The 23,249-nt window shown below is 52.4% G+C and carries 21 protein-coding genes; 16 read left to right on the top strand and 5 right to left on the bottom strand.

The annotated features are described in order from the left end of the window. The first annotated feature begins 499 nt into the window (after window positions 1–499). The 10 genes from SK34_RS00695 to SK34_RS00650 all read left to right on the top strand — a co-directional run bounded on the left by SK34_RS00695 (window position 500) and on the right by SK34_RS00650 (window position 9,647). On the top strand, window positions 500–3,139 hold the full coding sequence (locus tag SK34_RS00695; RefSeq protein WP_048232109.1) for a YdbH family protein: 2,640 nt from the start codon (window positions 500–502) through the stop codon (window positions 3,137–3,139). Further along, the gene (locus SK34_RS00690) at window positions 3,136–3,327 is read left to right on the top strand and encodes a YnbE family lipoprotein (protein WP_003020350.1); all 192 of its coding nucleotides are present in this window, start codon (window positions 3,136–3,138) and stop codon (window positions 3,325–3,327) included. Before SK34_RS00695 ends, SK34_RS00690 begins: the two co-directional genes overlap by 4 nt. 7 nt (window positions 3,328–3,334) lie before the next feature. Then, on the top strand, window positions 3,335–3,661 hold the full coding sequence (locus SK34_RS00685) for a YdbL family probable chaperone protein (RefSeq protein WP_032935636.1): 327 nt from the start codon (window positions 3,335–3,337) through the stop codon (window positions 3,659–3,661). A gap of 107 nt (window positions 3,662–3,768) precedes the next feature. Beyond that, window positions 3,769–4,374 (top strand): CDP-alcohol phosphatidyltransferase family protein, encoded by a 606-nt coding sequence (locus tag SK34_RS00680; protein WP_032935638.1) that lies wholly within the window; start codon window positions 3,769–3,771, stop codon window positions 4,372–4,374. After that, on the top strand, window positions 4,371–5,288 hold the full coding sequence (locus SK34_RS00675) for a phosphatidate cytidylyltransferase (protein WP_048232106.1): 918 nt from the start codon (window positions 4,371–4,373) through the stop codon (window positions 5,286–5,288). Before SK34_RS00680 ends, SK34_RS00675 begins: the two co-directional genes overlap by 4 nt. Window positions 5,289–5,291: 3 nt before the next feature. After that, on the top strand, window positions 5,292–5,933 hold the full coding sequence (locus SK34_RS00670; protein ID WP_032935643.1) for a lysophospholipid acyltransferase family protein: 642 nt from the start codon (window positions 5,292–5,294) through the stop codon (window positions 5,931–5,933). Next, window positions 5,926–7,686 (top strand): bifunctional alpha/beta hydrolase/class I SAM-dependent methyltransferase, encoded by a 1,761-nt coding sequence (locus tag SK34_RS00665; protein WP_048232105.1) that lies wholly within the window; start codon window positions 5,926–5,928, stop codon window positions 7,684–7,686. Before SK34_RS00670 ends, SK34_RS00665 begins: the two co-directional genes overlap by 8 nt. Next, window positions 7,676–8,980 carry a phosphatase PAP2/dual specificity phosphatase family protein gene (locus SK34_RS00660; RefSeq protein ID WP_032935646.1) on the top strand — a complete coding sequence of 435 codons (1,305 nt, stop codon included), beginning with the start codon at window positions 7,676–7,678 and terminating at the stop codon, window positions 8,978–8,980. Before SK34_RS00665 ends, SK34_RS00660 begins: the two co-directional genes overlap by 11 nt. Further along, window positions 8,956–9,357, top strand: a complete 402-nt coding sequence (locus tag SK34_RS00655) for a hypothetical protein (RefSeq protein ID WP_044710836.1) — start codon at window positions 8,956–8,958, stop codon at window positions 9,355–9,357. The genes SK34_RS00660 and SK34_RS00655 overlap by 25 nt, the downstream gene beginning before the upstream one ends. A gap of 98 nt (window positions 9,358–9,455) precedes the next feature. Continuing rightward, window positions 9,456–9,647 carry a hypothetical protein gene (locus SK34_RS00650; RefSeq protein WP_003020344.1) on the top strand — a complete coding sequence of 64 codons (192 nt, stop codon included), beginning with the start codon at window positions 9,456–9,458 and terminating at the stop codon, window positions 9,645–9,647. A 43-nt stretch (window positions 9,648–9,690) separates the two neighbouring features. Here the strand turns inward: SK34_RS00650 and azoR are convergent, their stop codons facing one another. After that, the gene (gene azoR / locus SK34_RS00645; RefSeq protein ID WP_003020341.1) at window positions 9,691–10,296 is read right to left on the bottom strand and encodes an FMN-dependent NADH-azoreductase; all 606 of its coding nucleotides are present in this window, start codon (window positions 10,294–10,296) and stop codon (window positions 9,691–9,693) included. A 201-nt stretch (window positions 10,297–10,497) separates the two neighbouring features. On the opposite strand from azoR, the gene hrpA reads away from it, so the two are divergent. The 3 genes from hrpA (at window position 10,498) to aldA (ending at window position 16,917) form a co-directional block, all read left to right on the top strand. After that, window positions 10,498–14,400, top strand: coding sequence for an ATP-dependent RNA helicase HrpA (hrpA, locus tag SK34_RS00640; RefSeq protein WP_048232102.1), 3,903 nt, complete (start codon window positions 10,498–10,500; stop codon window positions 14,398–14,400). An 80-nt stretch (window positions 14,401–14,480) separates the two neighbouring features. Further along, the gene (locus SK34_RS00635) at window positions 14,481–15,278 is read left to right on the top strand and encodes a YdcF family protein (RefSeq protein WP_171820670.1); all 798 of its coding nucleotides are present in this window, start codon (window positions 14,481–14,483) and stop codon (window positions 15,276–15,278) included. 199 nt (window positions 15,279–15,477) lie between these two features. Further along, the gene (gene aldA / locus SK34_RS00630) at window positions 15,478–16,917 is read left to right on the top strand and encodes an aldehyde dehydrogenase (RefSeq protein WP_048232099.1); all 1,440 of its coding nucleotides are present in this window, start codon (window positions 15,478–15,480) and stop codon (window positions 16,915–16,917) included. Between the two features lie 41 nt (window positions 16,918–16,958). On the opposite strand, the gene SK34_RS00625 is transcribed toward aldA, so the two are convergent. Further along, window positions 16,959–17,885, bottom strand: a complete 927-nt coding sequence (locus tag SK34_RS00625) for an alpha/beta hydrolase (protein ID WP_003843756.1) — start codon at window positions 17,883–17,885, stop codon at window positions 16,959–16,961. Between the two features lie 126 nt (window positions 17,886–18,011). After that, window positions 18,012–19,013, bottom strand: coding sequence for a type I glyceraldehyde-3-phosphate dehydrogenase (gene gap / locus SK34_RS00620; RefSeq protein ID WP_003020325.1), 1,002 nt, complete (start codon window positions 19,011–19,013; stop codon window positions 18,012–18,014). Between the two features lie 189 nt (window positions 19,014–19,202). Here gap and cybB point away from each other — a divergent pair, with 189 nt between their 5' ends. From cybB to SK34_RS00605, 3 genes are all read left to right on the top strand, one after another. Then, window positions 19,203–19,733 carry a cytochrome b561 gene (gene cybB, locus SK34_RS00615; protein WP_044700084.1) on the top strand — a complete coding sequence of 177 codons (531 nt, stop codon included), beginning with the start codon at window positions 19,203–19,205 and terminating at the stop codon, window positions 19,731–19,733. 172 nt (window positions 19,734–19,905) lie between these two features. Then, window positions 19,906–20,325 (top strand): translesion error-prone DNA polymerase V autoproteolytic subunit, encoded by a 420-nt coding sequence (locus tag SK34_RS00610; protein WP_003020321.1) that lies wholly within the window; start codon window positions 19,906–19,908, stop codon window positions 20,323–20,325. A gap of 2 nt (window positions 20,326–20,327) precedes the next feature. Continuing rightward, window positions 20,328–21,596 carry a Y-family DNA polymerase gene (locus tag SK34_RS00605; RefSeq protein WP_048232098.1) on the top strand — a complete coding sequence of 423 codons (1,269 nt, stop codon included), beginning with the start codon at window positions 20,328–20,330 and terminating at the stop codon, window positions 21,594–21,596. A 109-nt stretch (window positions 21,597–21,705) separates the two neighbouring features. Here the strand turns inward: SK34_RS00605 and fdnI are convergent, their stop codons facing one another. Both fdnI and fdxH read right to left on the bottom strand, forming a co-directional pair. Then, complete coding sequence (gene fdnI, locus SK34_RS00600) at window positions 21,706–22,359, bottom strand: formate dehydrogenase-N subunit gamma (RefSeq protein ID WP_003020312.1); 654 nt, start codon at window positions 22,357–22,359, stop codon at window positions 21,706–21,708. Next, complete coding sequence (gene fdxH, locus SK34_RS00595) at window positions 22,352–23,239, bottom strand: formate dehydrogenase subunit beta (RefSeq protein ID WP_003836079.1); 888 nt, start codon at window positions 23,237–23,239, stop codon at window positions 22,352–22,354. The genes fdnI and fdxH overlap by 8 nt, the downstream gene beginning before the upstream one ends. Window positions 23,240–23,249: the final 10 nt, after the last annotated feature.

The following is a 23,249-nucleotide window of genomic DNA, read 5'->3' as shown; positions in this document are numbered from 1 at the left end:
GTGTGGGCAGATTACGCGTTTTCAACAACTGGAGAATTTTCATCCAGCTCATGCCGGTAAAGACAACGTGGTTAAAAAGCCAGCCGAATCACATCCTGACAGCTACGCTTATACAGGTAGCAAATATCGGGAGGAGTCATGCTAACTCACTCTGAAGCAAAACGATGGGCCACCTTAATGCTGAAGGCGGCATTATGTGATGGTATGAAACCTGATGAGATTTCCCGGCAGGTACATCTGGTCTGCGATCATCATGGTAGGGAGTGCCTCGAAGAACTCATTGAAGAAATTCTGATAGAAGCAGGTCGTATAGGACCTAAACATAGCGATGGACAACTGAGGCCCCATTGAGTCTGAATCTTAATATCCCCGACGGCACGTGTAACAGCGTGCCTATAAAACGGTTATCTATCCTTAATGTGGGCATATCCAGTTAAACATGCCACAATACGGGCCTAAACCGGCTTAAATTTTTGCTAAATCAGGATATTAACTACCCATGAAGGGTAAATATAAAGCCGTTCTGGCACTCCTCTTATTATTGATTCTCGTGCCGCTGACGCTAGTGATGACGCTTGGCCTGTGGGTGCCTACGTTGGTGGGTATCTGGTTACCCGTTGGAACACGCATCGCGCTGGACGAGAGCCCGCGGCTGACACGGCATGGGTTACATATACCTGAACTCCGCTATCTGGTTGAAGATTGTCCGCTAGCGCGCATTACTCAGGCGGATCTGTCTCACCCCAGCCGCTGGTTGCTGAATGTCGGGACCATCGAGCTGGACTCAGCTTGCCTGGCCAAATTGCCGCAGACAGAGCCGTCGCCTGTAGCGCCCAAAACGCTGGCTGAATGGCAGTCAATGCTGCCTAATACCTGGATTAACATCGACAAACTTATTCTCTCTCCATGGCAGGAATGGCAGGGAAAACTGTCACTCTCGCTTACTCCCTCTACTCAACAGCTGCGTTACCAGGGGGAAAAAGTTAAATTCCAGGGGCGTTTGCACGGGCAAAACCTCACAGTAACTGAGCTGGATGTTGCGGCATTTGAAGGCCAGCCGCCGGTAAGACTGGTCGGTGAATTTACTATGCCACTGGTGCCCGATGGACTGCCGGTAAGCGGTCATGCGGTTGCGACGTTAAGTTTGCCGCAAGAACCTACGCTTGTGGACGCCGAACTGGAGTGGCAACAAAACAGCGGACAACTGATCGTCATGGCGCGGGATAATGCCGATCCGCTGCTTGACCTTCCGTGGGAAATAACACGCCAGCAACTGACCATCAGCGACGGACGCTGGAACTGGCCTTATCAGGGATTCCCGTTAAGTGGCCGGCTGGGCATGAAAGTTGAAAACTGGCAGGCAGGACTGGAAAACGCGGTGGTGAGTGGGCGTCTGAATGTTCTGACGCATGGCGACGCCGGTAAAGGAAATGCCGTATTAACGCTGGGGCCGGGTAAGCTTGGCATGGATAGTAGCGAGATGCCGCTACAGTTTACCGGTGAAGCGAAACAGGGCGATCTGATCTTCTACGCGAAATTACCCGCGAGACTCACCGGAAGTCTGAACGATCCGCAATTGGCTTTCGAGCCAGGGGCGCTGCTGCGCTCACGTGGGCGGGTGATTGATTCGCTGGATATTGACGAGATTCGCTGGCCGCTGGCAGGGGTAAAAGTCACGCAACGCGGTGTGGATGGGCGTCTGCAGGCTATTTTACGTGCGCATGAAAACCAGATGGGGGGCTTTGAACTGCATCTGGATGGCCTGGCAAATGATTTTCTTCCTGATGCTGGTCGTTGGCAGTGGCGATATTGGGGTGAAGGCAGCTTTACGCCGATGCATGCCCGTTGGGACGTAGCGGGTAAGGGGGAATGGCATGACAACACCCTGAAGCTATTTGATCTTTCCACCGGATTTGATCATTTGCAATACGGTACGATGAAGGTGGAAAACCCACGCCTGGTGATGGACGAACCGATAGTCTGGGTGCGGGATGCAACCAAACCGACATTTAGCGGCGCGCTGTCGCTGGACGCAGGGAACACCACCTTCACCGGGGGAAGCGTGTTACCACCATCGACGCTGAAGTTCAGCGTCGATGGTAGCGATCCGACAATCTTCCAGTTCAAAGGCCAGCTTCACGCTGGGGCGATTGGGCCCGTACAGTTGAATGGTCGTTGGGACGGTATCCGCCTGCGCGGACAGGCCTGGTGGCCAAAACAATCGCTCACCGTATTCCAACCGCTGATCCCACCTGACTGGAAAATGAAGCTACGAGAAGGTGAGCTGTATGCGCAGGTCGCGTTTTCGGCAGCCCCGGAGCAGGGCTTTGAAGCGGGCGGTCATGGAGTGTTAAAAGGCGGTAGCGCCTGGATGCCCGATAACCAAATCAACGGTGTCGATTTTGTATTGCCTTTCCGGTTTAGTGAAGGTGCATGGCAACTGGGTACGCGTGGACCTATTTCATTGCGTATTGCGGAAGTGGTGAATCAGGTGACGGTGAAAAATATCGCCGCCGATCTGCAGGGGGCATACCCCTGGAGTGAAAACAACCCGTTACTGTTGAGCGATGTCAGCGCTGACCTGCTGGGGGGCAAAATCATCATGCAGCAACTGCGGATGCCGCAGCACGATCCGGCCTTATTGCGAGTGCAGAATATCTCTTCCAGCGAGCTTATCAGTGCGGTTAACCCCAAACAGTTCGCCATGTCTGGCCCGGTCAGTGGCGCGTTGCCATTATGGCTGGATAATGAAAAATGGATCATTAAAGACGGCTGGTTGACTAATCCAGGGCCGATGACGTTGCGTATTGATAAGGATACCGCTGATGCGGTCGTCAAAGATAACATGGCGGCGGGGGCGGCCATTAACTGGCTGCGTTATATGGAAATAAGCCATTCGTGGACGAAAATAAATCTGGATAACCTCGGTGTCTTAACCATGCAGTCAACCGTGACTGGCAATAGTCGGGTGGATGGCAAAGTAGGTACAGTTAATTTGAATTATACCCACGAGGAAAACGTCTTTACGCTATGGCGCAGCTTGCGTTTTGGCGACAATTTACAGGCATGGCTTGAACAAAATGCAGCGCTGCCGGAAACCCATTGCCCGGAAGGCAAGGAATGTGAGGAACAACAATGAAAACGATAGCTGCCATGCTGGGTCTGCTGGCTTCATCTCTGCTGGTAGGGTGCACTCCCAGAATCGAAGTGGCTGCGCCAAAAGAGCCCATCACTATTAATATGAACGTCAAAATCGAGCATGAGATCCATATCAAAGTTGATAAAGACGTCGAAAGCTTATTGAAATCGCGCAGCGATTTGTTCTGAGGTCATGATGAGAAAACAGTTTGCAGTGGCGCTGGTCGTTCTGAGTTTACTCAGTAGCAATGCGTGGGCATTGACCCTGAATGAAGCCAGAACTCAGGGTCGAGTAGGAGAAACGCTCAATGGCTATCTGGTTGCATTGCAAACCGATGCCGAAACGCAGGCACTGGTGAGTGAGATTAATAAAGCGCGCAACGCCAGCTATCAGCAAGTGGCAGAGAGCAATAATATTCCGCCAGATGAAGTAGCAAAAATGGCCGGGCAAAAGCTGGTTGCTCGCGCTAAACCGGGTGAGTACGTTCAGGGTATAAATGGTAAGTGGTTGAAAAAACAATAGCGTATTTTTATTAACTCAATTTATTCAGTTACTCCCATAAAAAGTAATAGGCGGCAACGGTTAATTAATCCACTATATTTAAATCAACAAATTATCAAGGAGTGATGATGACGCTTTATCAGATAAAGCCCGCCTTTCAGGCGCTTTTGCGGCCTGTCATGTTCTGGTTACATAAAAAAGGCGTCACGGCAAATCACGTTACCCTTACCGCGATGGCGCTTTCTTTTGTGACCGGTGCAGTGCTGGTTATTTTCCCCCAACCTGAGTGTTTTGTTCTCCTGCCCATCGTGTTGTTTATACGGATGGCGCTCAATGCTCTGGACGGCATGCTGGCGCGGGAATGCAACCAACAATCGCGACTTGGGGCCATTCTCAATGAAAGCGGAGACATTCTTTCCGACATTGCGCTTTACCTGCCGTTTATGCTGCTCCCCGACAGTAACGTATTACTGGTTATGATGATGCTGTTCTGTGCGGTGATGACGGAGTTTTGCGGCGTGCTGGCACAAACGATTAATGGCGTCCGCAGCTATGCCGGACCGCTGGGTAAAAGCGACAGAGCGTTGGTATTTGGTGCGTGGGGTTTGGCACTGGCGCTGTGGCCACAGGTTGTGCAGTGGAACAATGTGCTTTGGGGTATTGCTACGCTCTTACTGCTATGGACGGTAATTAATCGCTGTAAAAGTGCATTGCGTAACGAGGTCGTGAAATGATGCTGTTAGAGAAGTCACTCGCGGTCATTTTTGCGCTGCTGTTGATTGCAACGGTGGTGAATGGATTACTGGTGTGGCGACGACCAGGCAAAGACTGGCGGGAACTGACGTTACGCATTCGCACCTGGTGGGTAATCATCGTCTTGTTTTCTTTGGCTATTTTAAGTCCACACTGGCTAGCGTTAACCTTTTTTGCGTTAGTGAGTTTTATGGCGCTAAAGGAATTTTTGACGCTGGCACCGTCGCGTCAAACCGATCGCATGCCGCTGCTGTGGATGTTCATTGCTATTCCGATTAACTACTGGCTGATTGGCATCAACTGGTACGGCATGTTTGTCGTCTTTATCCCGGTCTATGCATTCTTATTCTTACCGGTTCGTATGGTGATTGCGGGTGATACGCAGGGCTTCTTACGTTTTGTCTCGCAGCATCACTGGAGCCTGATGACCACCGTATTTGCGTTCAGCCATGTCGCATTTTTACTGGTGCTACCTGATGATGGCAAACAAACTGGCGCATTACTGGTGCTCTTCCTGGTGGGGTTAACGGAATTCAACGATATTGCGCAGTACCTGTGGGGCAAATCGATTGGGCGTATCAAGGTTATGCCTAAGGTCAGCCCTAACAAGACGCTGGCGGGACTGGTCGGCGGCGTGGTAACGACTACGCTGATGGCGGCAGTGCTTGGGCCAGTCATGACACCATTAAACTTACCGTTGTCACTGCTGGCAGGTTTTATTATCGGCCTCAGCGGTTTTTGTGGCGATGTGGTGATGTCGGCAATAAAACGTGATATCGGCGTGAAGGATAGCGGAACACTGCTGCCAGGCCATGGTGGCATTCTTGATCGACTGGATTCACTGATCTTCACCGCTCCTGTTTTTTTCCATTTCATCCGCTACTTTTGCTACTAACTTATGATGAACTCAATTCTGCGAACGCTGTTTACGCTTTGCATTGTCTGGCCAGTGATATGGCTGTGGCTTGGGCTGCGTATCAGGCATCGGGAGCGGCTACCCACTCGCGGCCCGGCGATTATTGTCGCCAATCACAACAGCCATATGGACGTGTTTGCACTCCTTTCGCTCTTTCCGCTACGCCGCCAGGCGTCTATTCATCCTGTGGCTGCTGCTGATTATTTCCTGCGTAATAAGGTGATGGCCTGGTTTGCGCTGAATATTCTCAACATTATTCCCATTTCGCGTAAGGGCGGAGAAACCAATCCACTGGCGCAGTGTGAACAGGCATTACGCGACGGCAAGATCCTGATCCTCTTCCCGGAAGGCACGCGCGGTGAGCCGGGAAAACTGTCACCACTTAAATCTGGGTTATGGCATCTGAGCCAGCGAGTGTCGGACGTGCCGATTATTCCCGTCTGGCTACGTGGGACGGAACACGTAATGGCGAAAGGGAATCGTATACCGCTGCCGTTGTTTATTGACGTCAATATTGGCAGATCATTGCGTTTTCATGATGATAAACACCGCTTCATGGACGAACTCAGGCAGCAGTTGTTGCTGCTACAGCAACAAACCACAGGAATGCAGCCACATGAATAATACACGAGTGCCAGACGAGCGAAATTTTTTGACCAGCGATAACACCGTGCTGTTTTATCGTCACTGGCCTGCGCCTGCGCCGGGCATGACACCCAAAGTGATTGTTCTGTTCCATCGTGGACACGAACATTCCGGGCGGCTGCAGCATATTGTGGACGAACTGGCGATGCCGGACACCGTATTCTATGCCTGGGATGCACGTGGTCACGGACACTCGCCGGGCCAGCGTGGTTATAGCCCCTCGCTGGCGCGCTCGGTGCAGGATGTTGAAGAATTCGTACGTTTCGCCGCAGCAGACAGCCAGGCCGCAATGGAAGATGTGGTCGTCGTAGCCCAAAGCGTAGGCGCGGTACTGGCTGCAACCTGGGCACATGACTATGCGCCTGATATTCGTGGACTGGTGCTGGCGTCACCGGCTTTCAAAGTGAAATTGTATGTGCCGTTTGCCCGCCAGGGGTTAACGTTGCTGCACCGGCTGCGTGGCCTGTTCTTCGTTAATTCTTATGTTAAAGGCAAATACCTGACGCACGATGTTGATCGCGTGGCCAGCTTTAACCTTGATACTCAGATCACCCGGGCCATTGCGGTAAACATCCTGTTGGATCTCTACAAAACGGCAGAGCGAATTGTCAGCGATGCCGCTGCCATTACGTTACCTGTGCAGTTGCTGGTGTCCGCGGATGATTTCGTTGTGCATCGCCAGCCGCAGATTGATTTTTATCAACGTCTGAGAAACCCACTTAAAGAATTGCACGTGCTGCCGGGTTTTTACCACGACACGCTGGGCGAAAAAGATCGGCACCTGGCGTTCGATAAAATGCGCGATTTTATTACGACGCTCTATGCTACGCCGGCGCAGCGTTTTGATTACAGTAACGAAGACCGCTGGAGCCCAGAAGCGGATACCTGGCGGATGCTCAATGGCGGACCTGAGCCGTACTCTCTTGAAGATCTAGCGTACCGCGGTTTGCGCTATGGCATGAAGCTTCTGGGGACGCAATCTACGGGCGTACGTCTGGGATTTGACACCGGTTTTGATTCCGGTAGTACGCTGGATTATGTCTATCGCAACCAGCCTCAGGGCAGCAGTGCGTTGGGGCGTTTAATTGACAAAAACTACCTGAACAATGTCGGCTGGCAGGGGATCCGCCAGCGTAAGGTTCATTTGCAGAGGCTGATTAGCCAGGCAGTCGCACAGTTGGCGGAGCAGGGCACGTCAGTGCATGTGGTGGATATTGCTGCCGGACATGGACGCTATGTACTCGATGCGCTGGAAGGCGAACCTGCGGTAAGTTCAATTTTATTGCGCGATTACAGTGAGCTGAACGTGAATAAAGGTCGCGAAATGATCGCAAGCAGAGGCATGACTGACATTGCGCACTTTGAACAAGGTGATGCCTTCAACCGCGAACAATTGGCAGCGCTGGAGCCTCGTCCCACATTAGGGATTGTCTCCGGTTTATACGAGTTGTTTCCTGAAAACACGCTGGTCAAAAACTCTTTGGCCGGGCTGGCTGAGGCGATAGAGCCGGGGGGCGTGTTGATCTATACCGGGCAGCCCTGGCATCCACAGCTAAAAACGATCGCCTGGTCGCTGACCAGCCATAAAGACGGTAAAGCGTGGGTGATGCGTGTGCGTACGCAGGGGGAAATGGATGCACTGGTTCGTGACGCGGGTTTTGAAAAGTGTACACAACTGATTGATGAGTGGGGAATTTTCACCGTTTCCATGGCGGTGCGTCGTGCTTCCTGAGCAGCGTAAAGTCATGGTGCAGGCAGTCGGTTGGTTACTGCTGCTGGCGCCCTTTTTTTTCCTTACGTATGGCAAGGTAAATCAGTTTACCGCCTGGCAAGACGCGCAATATCAGAACGTTGGAAGTATCGTTTTTAACTGGGAGTCGGCCATTCCTTTTATTCCATGGACCATTCTTCCTTACTGGAGTCTGGATCTGTTTTACGGATTATCCCTGTTTATTTGCACCACGCGTTTCGAGCAGCGTCGACTGGTGCTCCGGCTGGTACTGGCATCGGTGATTGCTTGCGGTGGTTTTTTACTGTTTCCGTTGCAGTTTAGCTTTACGCGTCCCGAAGTGACGGGGGCGGCGGGTTGGCTGTTTGCACAACTGGAGCAGTTCGATCTGCCATATAACCAGTCGCCATCACTGCATATTATTCTCTGCTGGCTGTTGTGGCGGCATTTCAGTCGCTACCTGTCAGGCGGTTGGCGCAGACTCTGTGATAGCTGGTTTTTGCTGATCGCCATATCCGTTCTTACCACCTGGCAACATCATTTTATCGATATTATTACCGGACTGGCGGCAGGAATGTTGATTGACTGGATGGTACCGGAACGACGCCGCTGGCGCTGGTGTAAACCGGATGCAGCGCGCGTGAGGTTGCTGCGGCGATACCTGATGGGGGCGGTCGTATGTTTCATTGCCGCAGTGTTGCTGACGCCATGGTTGTTATGGCCTGCGCTGGCGTTATTGATCGCCGGGTGCGGCTACGCTGGATTCGGTGCGGCAACGACGGCGAAAGATTCGCAGGGCCGACTCCCTCCTGCTGTTTACTGGCTGTCATTGCCATGGCGAGCAGGAATGTGGCTGTCGATGCGTTGGTTTACCCGCCGTTTGCCTGCGGTAAGTTCGGTGGTACCCGGAGTGTATCTCGGTAGTTTTCCGCGCCAGGAACCAGCACAACATGCGGTACTGGACGTGACCTTTGAGTTTCCTCGTGGACGGGCGACGGCCTCACGAACGTATCACTGCGTACCAATGCTGGATTTAGTGATCCCGAATGAAGCTGAACTTCAGCAGGCGGTGAGCAGTCTGGAGACCCTGCGTGAGACGCAGGGTACGGTGCTGGTGCATTGTGCTTTAGGACTATCGCGTAGTGCGATGGTGATTGCGGCGTGGCTGTTACGCCATGGCCATGCAACCACGGTAGAGCAGGCCGTGGCACAGATCCGTGCGTGTCGACCGCAGGTGGTGCTGACTGATAAACATCTGGAGATGCTGCAACAATGGCAACGGAAAGTGACAACGTAACAGAAGATGAGATGCTTCGGCATGGTTTGCTGCGGCACACGCTGGCAAGCTGGCGCTTCATCCTGCTTTTTTCCCTCGCTCCGATGGTGTGGGTGCTCTTTGCCGCACCGCCAGGTATCCTGCGTGCCATTATCGCGCTGCTGTGCGCCATTGTCTGGTTTGGCTGTTGGCGATTATGGCTCGACGAGCGCTATTTTTCGCTGATCACTGCACATAACAATGTGCAGGCAGGTGATGCTCTGTGCTTTATCTGGCGTCGTGAGCGACTGAAAACGTTAACGCTGGCCGACCGGCAGTCAGGCGCATTGCAACAGTGTCGGTACACGCTTCGTTTGGTTATTGTTCTGTGGGCTGTCTGGCTGGTACTGCTTGTGTAGTATCCATCTAAATTACTCATCGACATCGCAATAGTTGCCACACGGCATAAAATGGATGCTGATATAGTCCAACACCGGTCGCGTTGTGGGGTGAAATCATGTGGCTTCTCAAGTGGTATGTCTGGAATCGTTGGGTATTCAAACTGTTAAGCCGGGATGTCGCGGAGCCTGAACAATTTTTGCTTCATTGCTGGGAAGAGAATCTGGCGAAATGCAGGGATTATGCAACCATCTGGCGTGATATTAATCGCATTCACGGCAAACAGATACGGGTACAGGTAAAGAAGTAAGTGCCGGAGAAACCCTCTCACCGGACGGTGAGAGGGGGAATTATCAGGCAGCAACTACGCTGTCGATAGCGGCTTTCGCGTCGGATTGTGCTTTAGACGCCACTTCCGGGCCGTAAGCAATACCTTCAGCAAAGACGACATTCACGTCGGTGATGCCGATAAAGCCCAGGAATACGTTCAGGTACGGCGTGATCAGGTCGGTTGGTGTATCTTTATGGATACCACCACGGCTGGTCAGCACCACAGCGCGTTTACCCGTCACCAGACCTTCCGGGCCTTTCTCGGTATAACGGAAAGTCACACCAGCGCGGGCAATCAGGTCAAAGTAGTTTTTCAACTGCGTAGGGATGTTGAAGTTGTACATCGGCGCGGCGATAACAATCACATCATGCGCTTTCAGCTCAGCAATCAGCTCATCGGACAGCGCCAGCGCTTCCTGCTGACGCGGTGTCAGCGGTGTATCGCTCGGGCGCATCGCACCCACCAGTTCGCCATCCAGTACCGGTACAGGATTTGCTGCCAGGTCACGGACAGTGATTTCATCAGCAGAGTGCTTTTCACGCCACTGTTCAACAAAATAATCAGACAACTGACCAGACTGAGAGTACCCTGCCAGAATACTGGATTTAAGAACTAATACCTTGCTCATGGGTGTTTCCTTTTATGTGTTTGAAGGGGGTGAGCCCCGTTGCTTGTTGACACTTTATTCACAATCCTGTCGCAGTGATAGCGCAATATATCGAATCCTATGTTCGAAATTATTGAACAACACATGAAAAGCGCCGATGTGGTACTCTATACCCATCATCTAAAAGAGATTTAACCCGGCAGAGCACTGCCTTTTAACGCTATGACAGAACAACAAAAATTAACCTTCAACATGTTGCAGCAACAGCTGGATTCATTGATGCTGCGTGACAGACAGCGTTTTGCCCGCCGCCTGCACGGTGTGAAGAAGGTTAAAAATCCTGATGCACAACAGGCCATTTACCAGGAGATGGCGAAAGAGATTGAGCAGGCAGCCGGTAAAGTTGTGCTGCGTGAAGCGGCGCGTCCGGAAATCAGCTATCCGAAAAACCTGCCCGTCAGCCAGAAAAAGCAGGATATTCTGGACGCAATTCGCGATCATCAGGTGGTGATTGTTGCTGGCGAGACCGGCTCGGGGAAAACCACCCAGTTACCCAAAATCTGTATGGAACTGGGGCGCGGGGTAAAAGGGCTGATCGGCCATACCCAACCGCGTCGTCTGGCGGCGCGCACCGTGGCGAACCGTATTGCGGAAGAGCTGCAGACCGAGCCGGGCGGCTGTATTGGTTATAAAGTTCGTTTCAGCGATCATGTCAGTGATAACACCATGGTCAAGCTGATGACGGACGGTATCCTGCTGGCGGAAATCCAGCAGGATCGACTGCTGATGCAGTACGACACCATCATCATCGATGAAGCGCATGAACGCAGTCTGAATATCGACTTTCTGCTCGGCTATCTGAAAGAACTTCTGCCGCGTCGCCCGGATCTAAAAATTATCATCACTTCGGCGACCATCGATCCTGAACGCTTTTCAAAGCATTTCAATAACGCGCCGATTATCGAAGTCTCCGGCCGAACGTATCCGGTGGAAGTGCGCTATCGCCCGATTGTTGAAGATGCAGATGACACCGAGCGTGACCAACTGCAGGCGATTTTTGATGCCGTAGATGAGCTAGGCCGTGAAAGTCAGGGCGACATTCTGATCTTCATGAGCGGCGAACGTGAAATCCGTGATACCGCCGATGCCCTGAATAAACTGGATTTACGCCACACCGAAGTGTTGCCGCTGTATGCGCGTCTTTCAAACAGTGAGCAGAACCGTGTATTCCAGTCGCACAGTGGTCGCCGTATCGTGCTGGCGACCAACGTGGCAGAAACGTCGCTGACCGTTCCGGGAATCAAATACGTCATTGATCCAGGCACCGCGCGTATCAGTCGCTACAGTTACCGCACCAAAGTTCAGCGCTTGCCGATTGAACCGGTGTCGCAGGCTTCTGCCAACCAGCGTAAAGGCCGCTGTGGTCGTGTTTCGGAAGGGATCTGTATTCGTCTGTATTCCGAAGACGATTTCCTGTCGCGTCCGGAGTTTACCGACCCGGAGATCCTGCGTACCAACCTGGCATCCGTTATTTTGCAGATGACCGCGTTGGGGCTGGGCGATATCGCGGCGTTCCCGTTTGTTGAAGCGCCGGATAAGCGCAATATTCAGGACGGTGTACGCCTGCTCGAAGAGCTGGGGGCGATAACCACCGACGAACAGGCAACAGCTTACAAGTTAACGCCGTTGGGCCGTCAGCTGTCGCAACTGCCGGTGGATCCGCGTCTGGCGCGCATGGTGCTGGAAGCGCAAAAACATGGCTGCGTACGTGAGGCGATGATCATTACCTCGGCGCTGTCCATTCAGGATCCGCGCGAGCGTCCAATGGACAAGCAGCAGGCTTCCGACGAGAAGCACCGCCGTTTCCACGACAAAGAGTCTGATTTCCTCGCGTTTGTGAACCTGTGGAACTATCTCGGCGAGCAGCAAAAAGCGTTGTCGTCAAACCAGTTTCGTCGCCAGTGCAAAGTCGACTTTCTGAACTATCTGCGCGTGCGAGAGTGGCAGGATATCTACACACAACTGCGCCAGGTGGTGAAAGAGTTGGGTATTCCGGTTAACAGCGAACCTGCTGAATATCGGGAGATCCACGTCGCGTTGCTGACCGGTTTACTGTCTCATATCGGGATGAAAGATACCGATAAACAGGAGTTTACCGGGGCGCGTAACGCTCGCTTCTCGATCTTCCCGGGGTCAGGTTTATTCAAAAAACCGCCGAAGTGGACGATGGTAGCGGAGTTGGTGGAAACCAGCCGCTTGTGGGGACGCATTGCCGCGCGTATCGATCCTGAATGGGTGGAGCCGGTAGCCCAGCATCTGATCAAACGTTCATACAGTGAGCCGCACTGGGAACGCGCGCAGGGTGCTGTGATGGCGACAGAAAAAGTCACTGTCTACGGCTTACCGATTGTTGCGGCCCGTAAGGTGAATTACAGTCAGATCGATCCTGCGTTATCGCGTGAACTGTTCATTCGTCATGCGCTGGTGGAAGGTGACTGGCAAACGCGCCATGCGTTTTTCCGCGATAACCTGAAACTACGAGCGGAGGTGGAAGAGTTAGAGCACAAATCACGCCGCCGCGACATTCTCGTCGATGACGAAACGATGTTTGAGTTCTACGACCAACGTATCAGCCATGAGGTGGTTTCTGCTCGTCACTTTGATAGCTGGTGGAAAAAGGTCAGCCGTGAAACCCCGGAGTTGCTCAACTTTGAAAAGAGCATGCTCATCAAAGAGGGCGCGGAGAAAATCAGTAAGCTGGATTATCCGAACTTCTGGCATCAGGGTAACCTTAAGCTGCGCCTGAGCTACCAGTTCGAACCCGGAGCCGATGCGGACGGTGTGACCGTACATATTCCACTCCCGCTGCTCAACCAGATCGACGAGAGCGGTTTTGAATGGCAAATTCCAGGACTGCGCCGCGAACTGGTGATCGCCCTGATTAAGTCGTTACCAAAACCGGTACGACGCAACTTTGTACCCGCACCGAACTATGCGGAAGCGTTTTTAGGCCGCGTCACGCCGCTGGAACTGCCGCTGCTGGACTCGCTGGAGCGTGAACTGCGCCGCATGACCGGCGTCACCGTTGACCGTGAAGACTGGCACTGGGATCAGGTGCCCGATCACCTAAAAATCACCTTCCGGGTGGTGGATGATAAGAACAAGAAGCTGCAGGAAGGGCGTTCGCTACAGGATTTGAAAGATGCGCTGAAGGGCAAAGTTCAGGAAACATTGTCTGCGGTGGCCGATGACGGCATCGAACAGAGTGGATTGCACATCTGGAGCTTCGGCCGGCTTCCGGAAAGTTACGAACAAAAACGCGGTAACTATAAGGTGAAAGCGTGGCCGGCGCTGGTCGATGAGCGTGACAGCGTTGCCATCAAACTGTTTGATAATCCGCTGGAACAACAGCAGGCGATGTGGTGCGGTTTACGCCGCCTGTTGCTGCTGAATATTCCATCGCCAATCAAATATTTGCACGAGAAGCTGCCCAATAAAGCCAAGCTGGGGCTGTACTTTAACCCGTACGGTAAAGTTCTGGATTTGATTGACGACTGTATCTCCTGCGGTGTGGATCAGCTAATTGACGCCAACGGTGGTCCGGTGTGGACCGAAGAAGGCTTTGCGGCGTTGCATGAAAAAGTGCGGGCTGAACTGAACGATACGGTGGTGGAGATTGCGAAGCAGGTCGAACAGATCCTGACCGCAGTGTTTAATATCAACAAACGTCTGAAAGGTCGCGTAGATATGACCATGGCGCTGGGGCTTGCGGATATCAAAGCGCAAATGGGCGGGCTGGTCTACCGTGGATTCGTCACCGGCAACGGTTTCAAACGTCTGGGCGATACGCTGCGTTATTTGCAGGCGATTGAAAAACGGCTGGAGAAACTGGCCATCGATCCACACCGCGATCGCGCGCAGATGCTGAAAGTGGACAGCGTGCAGCAGGCCTGGCAGCAGTGGTTCAATAAACTGCCGCCCGCGCGCCGCGAAGATGACGATGTCAAAGAGATCCGCTGGATGATAGAAGAGCTACGCGTCAGCTACTTTGCCCAGCAGCTTGGCACGCCGTATCCGATTTCGGATAAGCGTATCCTGCAGGCAATGGATCAGATTACGGGTTAACGCAGTGCTGGACCGTAGGCCGGATAAGGCGTAGTCGCCATCCGGCATCTGTATCCGGTAAAGCATAAATTCCAGGAGTCATGAACATGAGACAGTTTCCGCCACTTTCCGCTAGCACCCTTGCGGCGATTAACACCGTGGGGCAATGGCTGGCGCAAAATGATTTCGCTGAAAATATTACGGTGCAGACAGATTGCGTGATTCTGGCCGGGAACGCAGTGATCCCGACCATCGATGCAGCCTGTCGGATAGCGAAAGAGCAACAGGTTCCCTTGCTGATTAGCGGCGGTATCGGTCACTCAACGACCTTTCTGTATGCCGCCATCGCAGAGCATCCACGCTACCACACGATTCGTACCACTGGTCGCGCGGAAGCGGCGATCCTTGCCGATATCGCGCACCAGTTCTGGCACATTCCTGGTGAGAAGATTTGGGTAGAGGATCAGTCCACCAACTGTGGGGAGAACGCCCGGTTTAGCTGTGCGTTACTGCGTCAGGCGACCCAAACCATGGGGACCGTCATTGTGGTGCAAGACCCTACCATGCAGCGCCGCACCATGGCGACATTTGAACGCGTCACGCGTGACGACCCTCAGGCCCCACGCTGGATCAGTTTCCCCGGTTTTGTCCCCGAGTTGATTGAGCAGGGCGACGGCGTGGATTTTGCCCCGACCGCCGAAGGTCTGTGGTCGGTGGATCGTTACCTGTCTCTCATTACCGGTGAGCTTCCGCGCCTGCGTGATGATGCAACCGGCTACGGGCCTTGCGGCCGCGATTTTATCGCCCATGTTGATATTCCTCAGGACGTTGAGCAAGCCTGGCAGCAGCTAAAAAATGATACCGCGCTGACCGACTTACTTGAGAGCCGTTCTCTGTAATCCCTTCTGCCCGTTTGTCGGCGTTTTACGGCAAACGGGCAGAAAGCCCACCCGTTTTTTCTCTTCATAATCACTTTGCCAGGCGCTTTTATGAAGCAGTTCACAGAACCGCCACTCCAGCGATAATGCGCCATGCATGATTGATATTAATTAACAATAGTTTTACTTGTTGAAAACAAATCAATCACAGGAGAGCCGCATGTCAGTACCCGTACAACATCCTATGTATATCGATGGGCAGTTTGTGACTTGGCACGATGACGCCTGGATTGATGTCGTCAATCCGGCCACGGAAGAGATTATCTCGCGTATTCCCGATGGGCGTGCCGAAGACGCACGTAAAGCGATCGATGCCGCGGATCGCGCTCAGCCGCAATGGGAAGCGTTGCCTGCCATTGAACGGGCAAACTGGTTACGCAAAATTTCTGCGGGTATCCGCCAGCGAGCCGATGAAATCAGCGCGTTGATTGTGGCGGAAGGTGGAAAAATTCGACAACTGGCTGACGTTGAAGTCGCGTTTACCGCCGACTATATCGATTACATGGCGGAGTGGGCGCGTCGCTATGAAGGTGAGATCCTGCAAAGCGATCGCCCGGGTGAGAATATCCTGCTGTTTAAGCGTGCACTGGGCGTGACGACGGGCATTCTGCCGTGGAACTTCCCGTTTTTCCTGATTGCCCGCAAACTGGCTCCCGCCTTGCTGACGGGGAATACCATTGTCATTAAGCCGAGTGAATTCACACCGAATAATGCCATCGCCTTTGCCAAAATTGTTGATGACATTGGTTTACCGCGCGGGGTCTTTAATCTGGTGCTGGGACGCGGTGAAACGGTCGGTCAGGAACTGGCCGGAAACCCCAAGGTGGCGATGGTGAGTATGACCGGCAGCGTCGGTGCGGGCGAGAAAATTATGGCCGCAGCGGCCAAAAACATCACTAAAGTTTGTCTGGAGTTGGGTGGTAAAGCTCCGGCTATCGTGATGGACGATGCTGATCTTGAGCTGGCGGTGAAGGCCATTGTTGACTCGCGGGTGATCAATACCGGACAGGTATGCAACTGTGCTGAGCGCGTATACGTTCAGAAAGGTATCTATGACCAGTTCGTTAATCGTTTGGGTGAGGCGATGAAAGCCGTGCAGTTTGGCAATCCGGCCGAACGCAATGACATTGCGATGGGGCCGCTGATTAACGCCGCTGCGCTGGATCGTGTGGAGCAGAAAGTCGCACGAGCGGTGCAGGAAGGGGCCAGAGTGGCGCTGGGCGGTAAGGCTGTTGTCGGCAAAGGTTATTACTACCCGCCGACGTTACTGTTAGACGTGCGCCAGGAGATGGCGATTATGCACGAGGAGACGTTTGGTCCGGTGCTGCCGGTGGTGGCGTTTGATACGCTGGAACAGGCGTTGACAATGGCCAATGACAGCGACTACGGTCTGACCTCATCGATCTATACGCAGAATCTGAATACGGCAATGAAGGCGATTAAGGGGCTGAAGTTTGGTGAAACCTATATTAATCGTGAAAACTTCGAGGCGATGCAGGGCTTCCACGCTGGCTGGCGTAAGTCCGGGATTGGCGGGGCTGATGGTAAACATGGCCTGAACGAATACCTGCAAACGCAAGTGGTGTATCTGCAGTCCTAAGTTTTTCGCCGGGTGAGTCTTTACGCCACCCGGCGCCATCCTCACACTTTAGTGGCTACCCAGTTCATCATCATTTCCGGCCAGATGGCCAGCGGTAACCCTTGCGCATCGCGAATACCAAATCCGTGCTTACCGCGTTCAAACAGATGCATTTCGACCGGAACGCCCTGCTCACGTAGCGCATTAAAGAAGACCAGGCTGTTTTCTACCTTCACCGCCGGATCGTCAATGGCGTGTAGCAGGAATGTCGGCGGCGTTGTGCTATCCACGCGTTCTTCCAGAGAATAGTGGCGCAGATCTTCCTTTTCGGGCTTAGCGCCAACCAGCTCAAGACGAGATCCCGAGTGACCGATGTCTTCGCGCAGAGTGACAACCGGGTACACCAGTGCCATAAACGCAGGGCGCGCAGGTTGCTCGTCTACGTTATCTATCGGCATATAAACCGTTTCGGCAAACCGGGTTCCCAGACTGGCGGCCACGTGACCACCGGAAGAGAAGCCCAACACACCGATACGATCAGGGTTAATTTTCCATTCATGGGCGTTGGCGCGAATGTAGCGCATGGCGCGCTGGGCATCGGCCAGCGGCGCGTTTGCGCCTTCCTCATGGCCATCACCCGGCATACGGTAGGTCATCACAAACAGGGTATAACCGCGAGCGTTAAAGAACGGTGCCAGTACGCTGCCTTCTTTATCCATCACCACGCGACGATAAGAGCCGCCTGGCGTGACAAGGATCCCTATGCCGTTAGGTTTTGCGGGGGCATAAACGGTAATTTCCGGGGCGCGAATACCGGTGACCGCACGATCATACTGAGATGTTCCTGTATGTCGGGGTTCAGGCGTAAACACCGCATCGCTGTTTTTTGCTCCGGGGGCTTCCCCCTGCGGCCAGAATGAGACGGTGGTGGCCTTAGCAACGGCTTGCTCCATCATGTTTTCTAACGTTTCACGACTCAGTGCTTCCATTACTATGCTCCCTCAGTGGCAAAGGTTAGCTATAGCACAGTCAGTGAATCGAAAACGGGGAGAGACTCACAACGTATTGAATTCGCGGGAAATGAAAGAGGGCGGAGGCGAGCCTCCGCCAGAACATTAGAGCTTGATAAACTTATCCAGCGTACGAATAAGTTGGGTGACAAAACCGTATTCGTTATCGTACCAGGCGACTGTTTTTACCAGTTGCAGATCGCCCACTTCGGTAATTTCGGTTTGTGTCGCATCAAATACCGAACCGAAATGCGAGCCAATGACATCTGACGAGACGATTTCCTCATCGGTATAACCAAATGACTCATTGTCTTGCGTGGCTTTTTTCAGCGCGTTGTTAACCTCTTCAGCAGTGACTTTTTTCCCCAATACCGATACCAGTTCCGTGACGGATCCTGTTTTCACCGGAACACGCTGGGCGTGGCCTTTTAATTTTCCGCTCAATGCCGGAATGACCAGACCAATGGCTTTGGCGGCTCCGGTGGTATGGGGAATGATATTCTCCGCTGCTGCCCGTGAGGCGCGCAGATCTTTCCCGCGAGGTCCATCAACCAGCGACTGCGTTCCCGTGTAGGCGTGGATGGTGGTCATGGTGCCAAGCTGAATACCGAAGCTGTCGTGCAGGGCTTTCGCCATCGGTGCGAGGCAGTTAGTGGTGCACGATGCGACCGAGATAATCCGATCGTTCGCATCCATTGTATCGTCGTTGACGTTAAAGACGATGGTTTTCATATCGCCAGCCGGGGCGGATATCAGCACTTTTTTGGCCCCTGCATCCAGGTGCGCGTTGGCTTTTTCTGTCGAGGTATAAAAACCGGTGCACTCGATGATTATCTCAGCGCCAGTGGTTTTCCATGGGATATTTTTGGCCTCTTTTTCTGCGTAAACCGCGATTTTTTTACCGTCGACAATCAGCGCGTCTTCGGTAAAGTCGATGCTCCAGGGAAACGGGCCGTAGTTTGAATCGTGCTTTAACAGATAGGCGAGAATTTTGGGCGAGGTGAGGTCATTAATGGCCACAACCTCCACGTTGCTTTTGACTTCCAGTAGTCGACGCAATACCAGACGACCGATACGACCAAAACCGTTAATGCCAATTTTACTCATGGTTTTCTCCTGTCAGGATGAGGCGGTACGACATATTTTCCCTACCAGGCTTAGTCCAGACAGGCATCCTCGGCAATAGCGGTTCTTGCGGTTAAGCGTAAGCGACTGAAAATGGGTGAACAAAAGTTAATGAATTTTTAACAAAAGCCCGTTATGTTGACGCATTATTGTTTTTATTCAGGAAGTGTTATGGGGAATAAGTATTCTGGCCTGCAAATCGGTATTCACTGGCTGGTCTTTTTGTTGGTTATTGTGGCGTACAGCGCCATGGAGTTTCGCGGATTTTTCCCGCGCAGCTATCGCCCCTTGTTCAACATGGTGCACGTCTCCTGCGGTATCACTATTTTAACGCTGATGGTGGCGCGTCTGCTGGTCAGGCTGAAATACCCGGCTCCGCCGATTGTGCCAAAACCGAAGCCGATGATGACCGGAATGGCGCATCTGGGGCATCTGGTTATCTATCTGTTGTTTATTGTCCTGCCGATTATTGGGCTGGTGATGATGTACAACCGGGGTAACCCGTGGATTGCATTCGGCATCGTTATGCCGCATGCGCCAGAGGCGAACTTTGATTTAGTGGATATGCTGAAGTCCTGGCACGTGACGCTGGCAAATCTGGGTTATTTTGTTATTGCTCTGCATGCTGGTGCTGCCCTGATGCATCACTATTTCTGGAAGGACAATACGTTGTTGCGCATGATGCCGCGAAAACGCTCCTGAGGTAATGCCCCGCAAATGTGGGGCATTTTTTTAGCCGATTATTTTTCCAGACATCATAAAAGCTTATCGACAAGATGGTTAAACAACGCTCAATTCGCCACACTTGTCACTTGATCACTGTCTTCATTAAAACTACTGTATATAAATACAGTTACATGAGAGGCAGATTATTATGTTGTTTTTCCAGCCAGTTGAACACCGCGAAATCAAACACTTCCCGCTATTTAGCGATCTCGTGCCCTGCGGTTTTCCCTCTCCTGCGCAGGATTACGTTGAGAAACGTATCGATCTCAACGATCTGTTGGTGCAGCATCCCAGCGCAACCTATTTTGTTAAATCGTCTGGTGACTCCATGATGGGGGCAGGGATCGGTGCTGGCGACTTGCTGGTAGTCGACAGTGCCAGAAAAGCGGCCCACGGAGACATTGTGGTTGCTGCTATTGAAGGCGAATTCACCGTTAAGCGCCTGCAATTGCATCCGGTGGTGATGTTGAAGCCAGAGAACAGCGCCTACGCGCCGATCATGATCGGCAGCGAGGACACGCTGGATATATTTGGCGTGGTGACATTCATCATTAAATCTGCGGGCTGATTATGTTTGCGCTGGTGGATGTTAATTCATTTTATGCCAGCTGTGAGTCGGCATTCCGGCCCGATCTGAAGGGCAAACCCGTTGTCGTTCTTTCAAATAACGATGGCTGTGTCATTGCCAGTAGTGCGGAGGCAAAAGCGCTTGGCGTTAATATGGGCGCACCATATTTCAAACAGAAAGATCTGTTCAGGCGCTATGGCGTGTTCTGTTTTAGTTCGAACTACGAATTGTATGCGGATATGAGCAGCAGGGTGATGTCGATTCTGGAGGAGCTGTCGCCGCGTGTGGAGATGTACAGTATTGATGAAGCCTTTTGCGATTTAACGGGCGTGCGAAACTGCCGGGATCTGACGGATTTTGGTCGGGAAATCAGAGCAACCATTTTACAAAAAACACGCCTCAAGGTTGGGGTCGGTATCGCCCAGACCAAAACCCTGGCCAAGCTGGCTAACCATGCTGCCAAAAAGTGGCAGGAACAGACTGGCGGGGTGGTGGATCTCTCGAATATTGAGCGCCAGCGTAAGCTGATGACTGCGCTCCCGGTTGATGAAGTCTGGGGTGTTGGACGCCGTATCAGTAAAAAACTTGACGCTATGGGCATTAAAACGGTCTGCGACCTGGCAGATACCGATATTCGCTTTATCCGCAAACATTTCAACGTTGTGCTTGAGCGCACTGTGCGGGAATTGCGCGGTGAACCTTGCCTGGAGCTGGAGGAGTTTGCGCCAGTTAAGCAGGAAATTATCTGCTCAAGATCGTTTGGTGAAAAACTCACGGATTACAACGCGATGCGAGAGGCAATTTGTACCTATGCTTCACGTGCTGCGGAAAAGCTGCGCAGAGAGCACCAGTTCTGCCGGTTTATCTCTACGTTTATCAAAACCAGCCCATTTTCCCTGAATGAACCGTATTACGGTAACAGCGCATCGATAAAACTGCTGACACCAACCCAGGATAGTCGGGAAATTATAAGGGCGTCCACATGTAGCCTGGATGCAATATGGCGAGAGGGGCTACGTTATCAAAAAGCAGGGGTCATGCTGGGCGATTTTTTTAGCTCAGGTGTTGCACAGTTGAATCTTTTTGATGACAACGCTCCACGGCATAACAGCGATAAGCTGATGGCCGTTCTGGATACGCTCAATGCTGAAAAGGGTAAAGGAACGCTCTATTTTGCCGGACAAGGTATACAACAACCGTGGGCGATGAAGCGAGATATGCTCTCACCGCGTTATACCACGAGATACAGTGATTTGCTGCGGGTTGGATAGGGTCTGGGAGGGCCTTTTATTCGCCTGATAATCAGGTCTCGCAGCGCCGCAGCATATCACTGGGCCATTGAGAGAATAAGACCGCTGAATAACAGCGGCCTTATTGCTTTTATTTAGACTCTAATTCCGGTGCTTTTTCTTCAGTAAGTTCAACCTCACGATACCAGCGAGGATGGTGTTTCTTCGCCCAGCGTCGACTCACTTTCCCTTCGATCATCCCTTTAATTGAACCTTTTACCCAAAACGCCATGTACATATGGATCAGAATGGCGTGGATCAGCACAATGGCTGCTGTCGCGTGGATTAACAAACTCCAACGAACAATGTTAATTGAGAAATAATGGGCAAAGTAGGGCCTCCAGATAATAACGCCGGTAATCAGTAATACCAGAATTAGACTCATGATGCTCCAGAACATCATTTTCTGCCCTGCGTTGTATTTCCCCACATCAGCGACTTTATGCTCATTGCCTTTAAGTACCTCAACGATCCCTTTAATCCAGGGAAGGTCCTGTTTATCGGGAATGTTGTGGTGTACAAAACGGACGAACATAAACATCAGCACGATGAAAATCATCACCCCGAAAAACGGATGTAGAATTCGCCCCATTTGCGGTGTACCGAAAGTTTCGGTGAGCCATTGCAACGTCGGGAAGAACAGCGCAATACCGGAAAGCGACACCAGGAAGAAGCTTATTACCACCGTCCAGTGACAAGCACGGTCGATGAATTTGGTGCGCAGAATCATTTTGCTTTTACTCATGACCGTTCTCCTCTTCATCATCATCCGTCTCTTTGTTTGGGCCGACTCCCACGTAGTGGTAAATCAGCCCGGCAAAGGTGGCGATAAATCCGGCGGCGGAGAGTGGTTTTAAAATCCCCTTCCAGAAGTTCACTGGTGCGGCGATTTTTGGCTCATCCGGCAGATTGTGGTACAGCGATGGTTGATCCGCGTGATGAAGTACATACATCACGTGGGTACCGCCGACCCCTTGCGGGTTGTAGATGCCCGCATTGGCATAGCCGCGTTTTTTCAACTGCGCCACGCGAGTTTCCGCTACATTGAGCATCTCTTTTTTGGTGCCAAACTGGATAGCGCCGGTCGGACAAGTTTTCACGCAGGCCGGTTCCTGGCCCACGCTGACCCGGTCAACGCACAGCGTACATTTGTAGACCCGGTTATCTTCGGGATTAAGTCGCGGAATATTGAACGGGCAGCCAGCAATGCAGTAGCCACAGCCAATACAGTGCTCGGACTGAAAGTCGACAATCCCGTTGGCATACTGAATGATTGCTCCAGCGGATGGACAGGCTTTCAAACAGCCGGGATCGGCGCAGTGCATGCAGCCGTCTTTGCGGATCAGCCATTCCAGCTTGTCGTTCTGGGTGGTTTCGCTAAAGCGCATCACCGTCCAGGACTTAGCGCTGAGATCGGTCGGGTTGTCGTAGACGCCGTTGCAGTAGCCCACTTCATCGCGAATATCGTTCCACTCTGAGCAGGCGACCTGACAGCCTTTACAGCCAATACAGGTAGTGACATCAATTAATTTTGCCACTTCTGCACGGTAATCCCGCGCCTGGGGCGGCGGCGTGATGCTGTTCGTCGCCGAGCGTTTAATAATATCTTGTGATTGCATAGCCATGAGTTCCCTT

This window comes from Citrobacter sp. MGH104, assembly GCF_001034485.1.
Taxonomy (GTDB): domain Bacteria; phylum Pseudomonadota; class Gammaproteobacteria; order Enterobacterales; family Enterobacteriaceae; genus Citrobacter; species Citrobacter freundii.
This window is presented reverse-complemented; position numbering and strand designations above follow the sequence as displayed.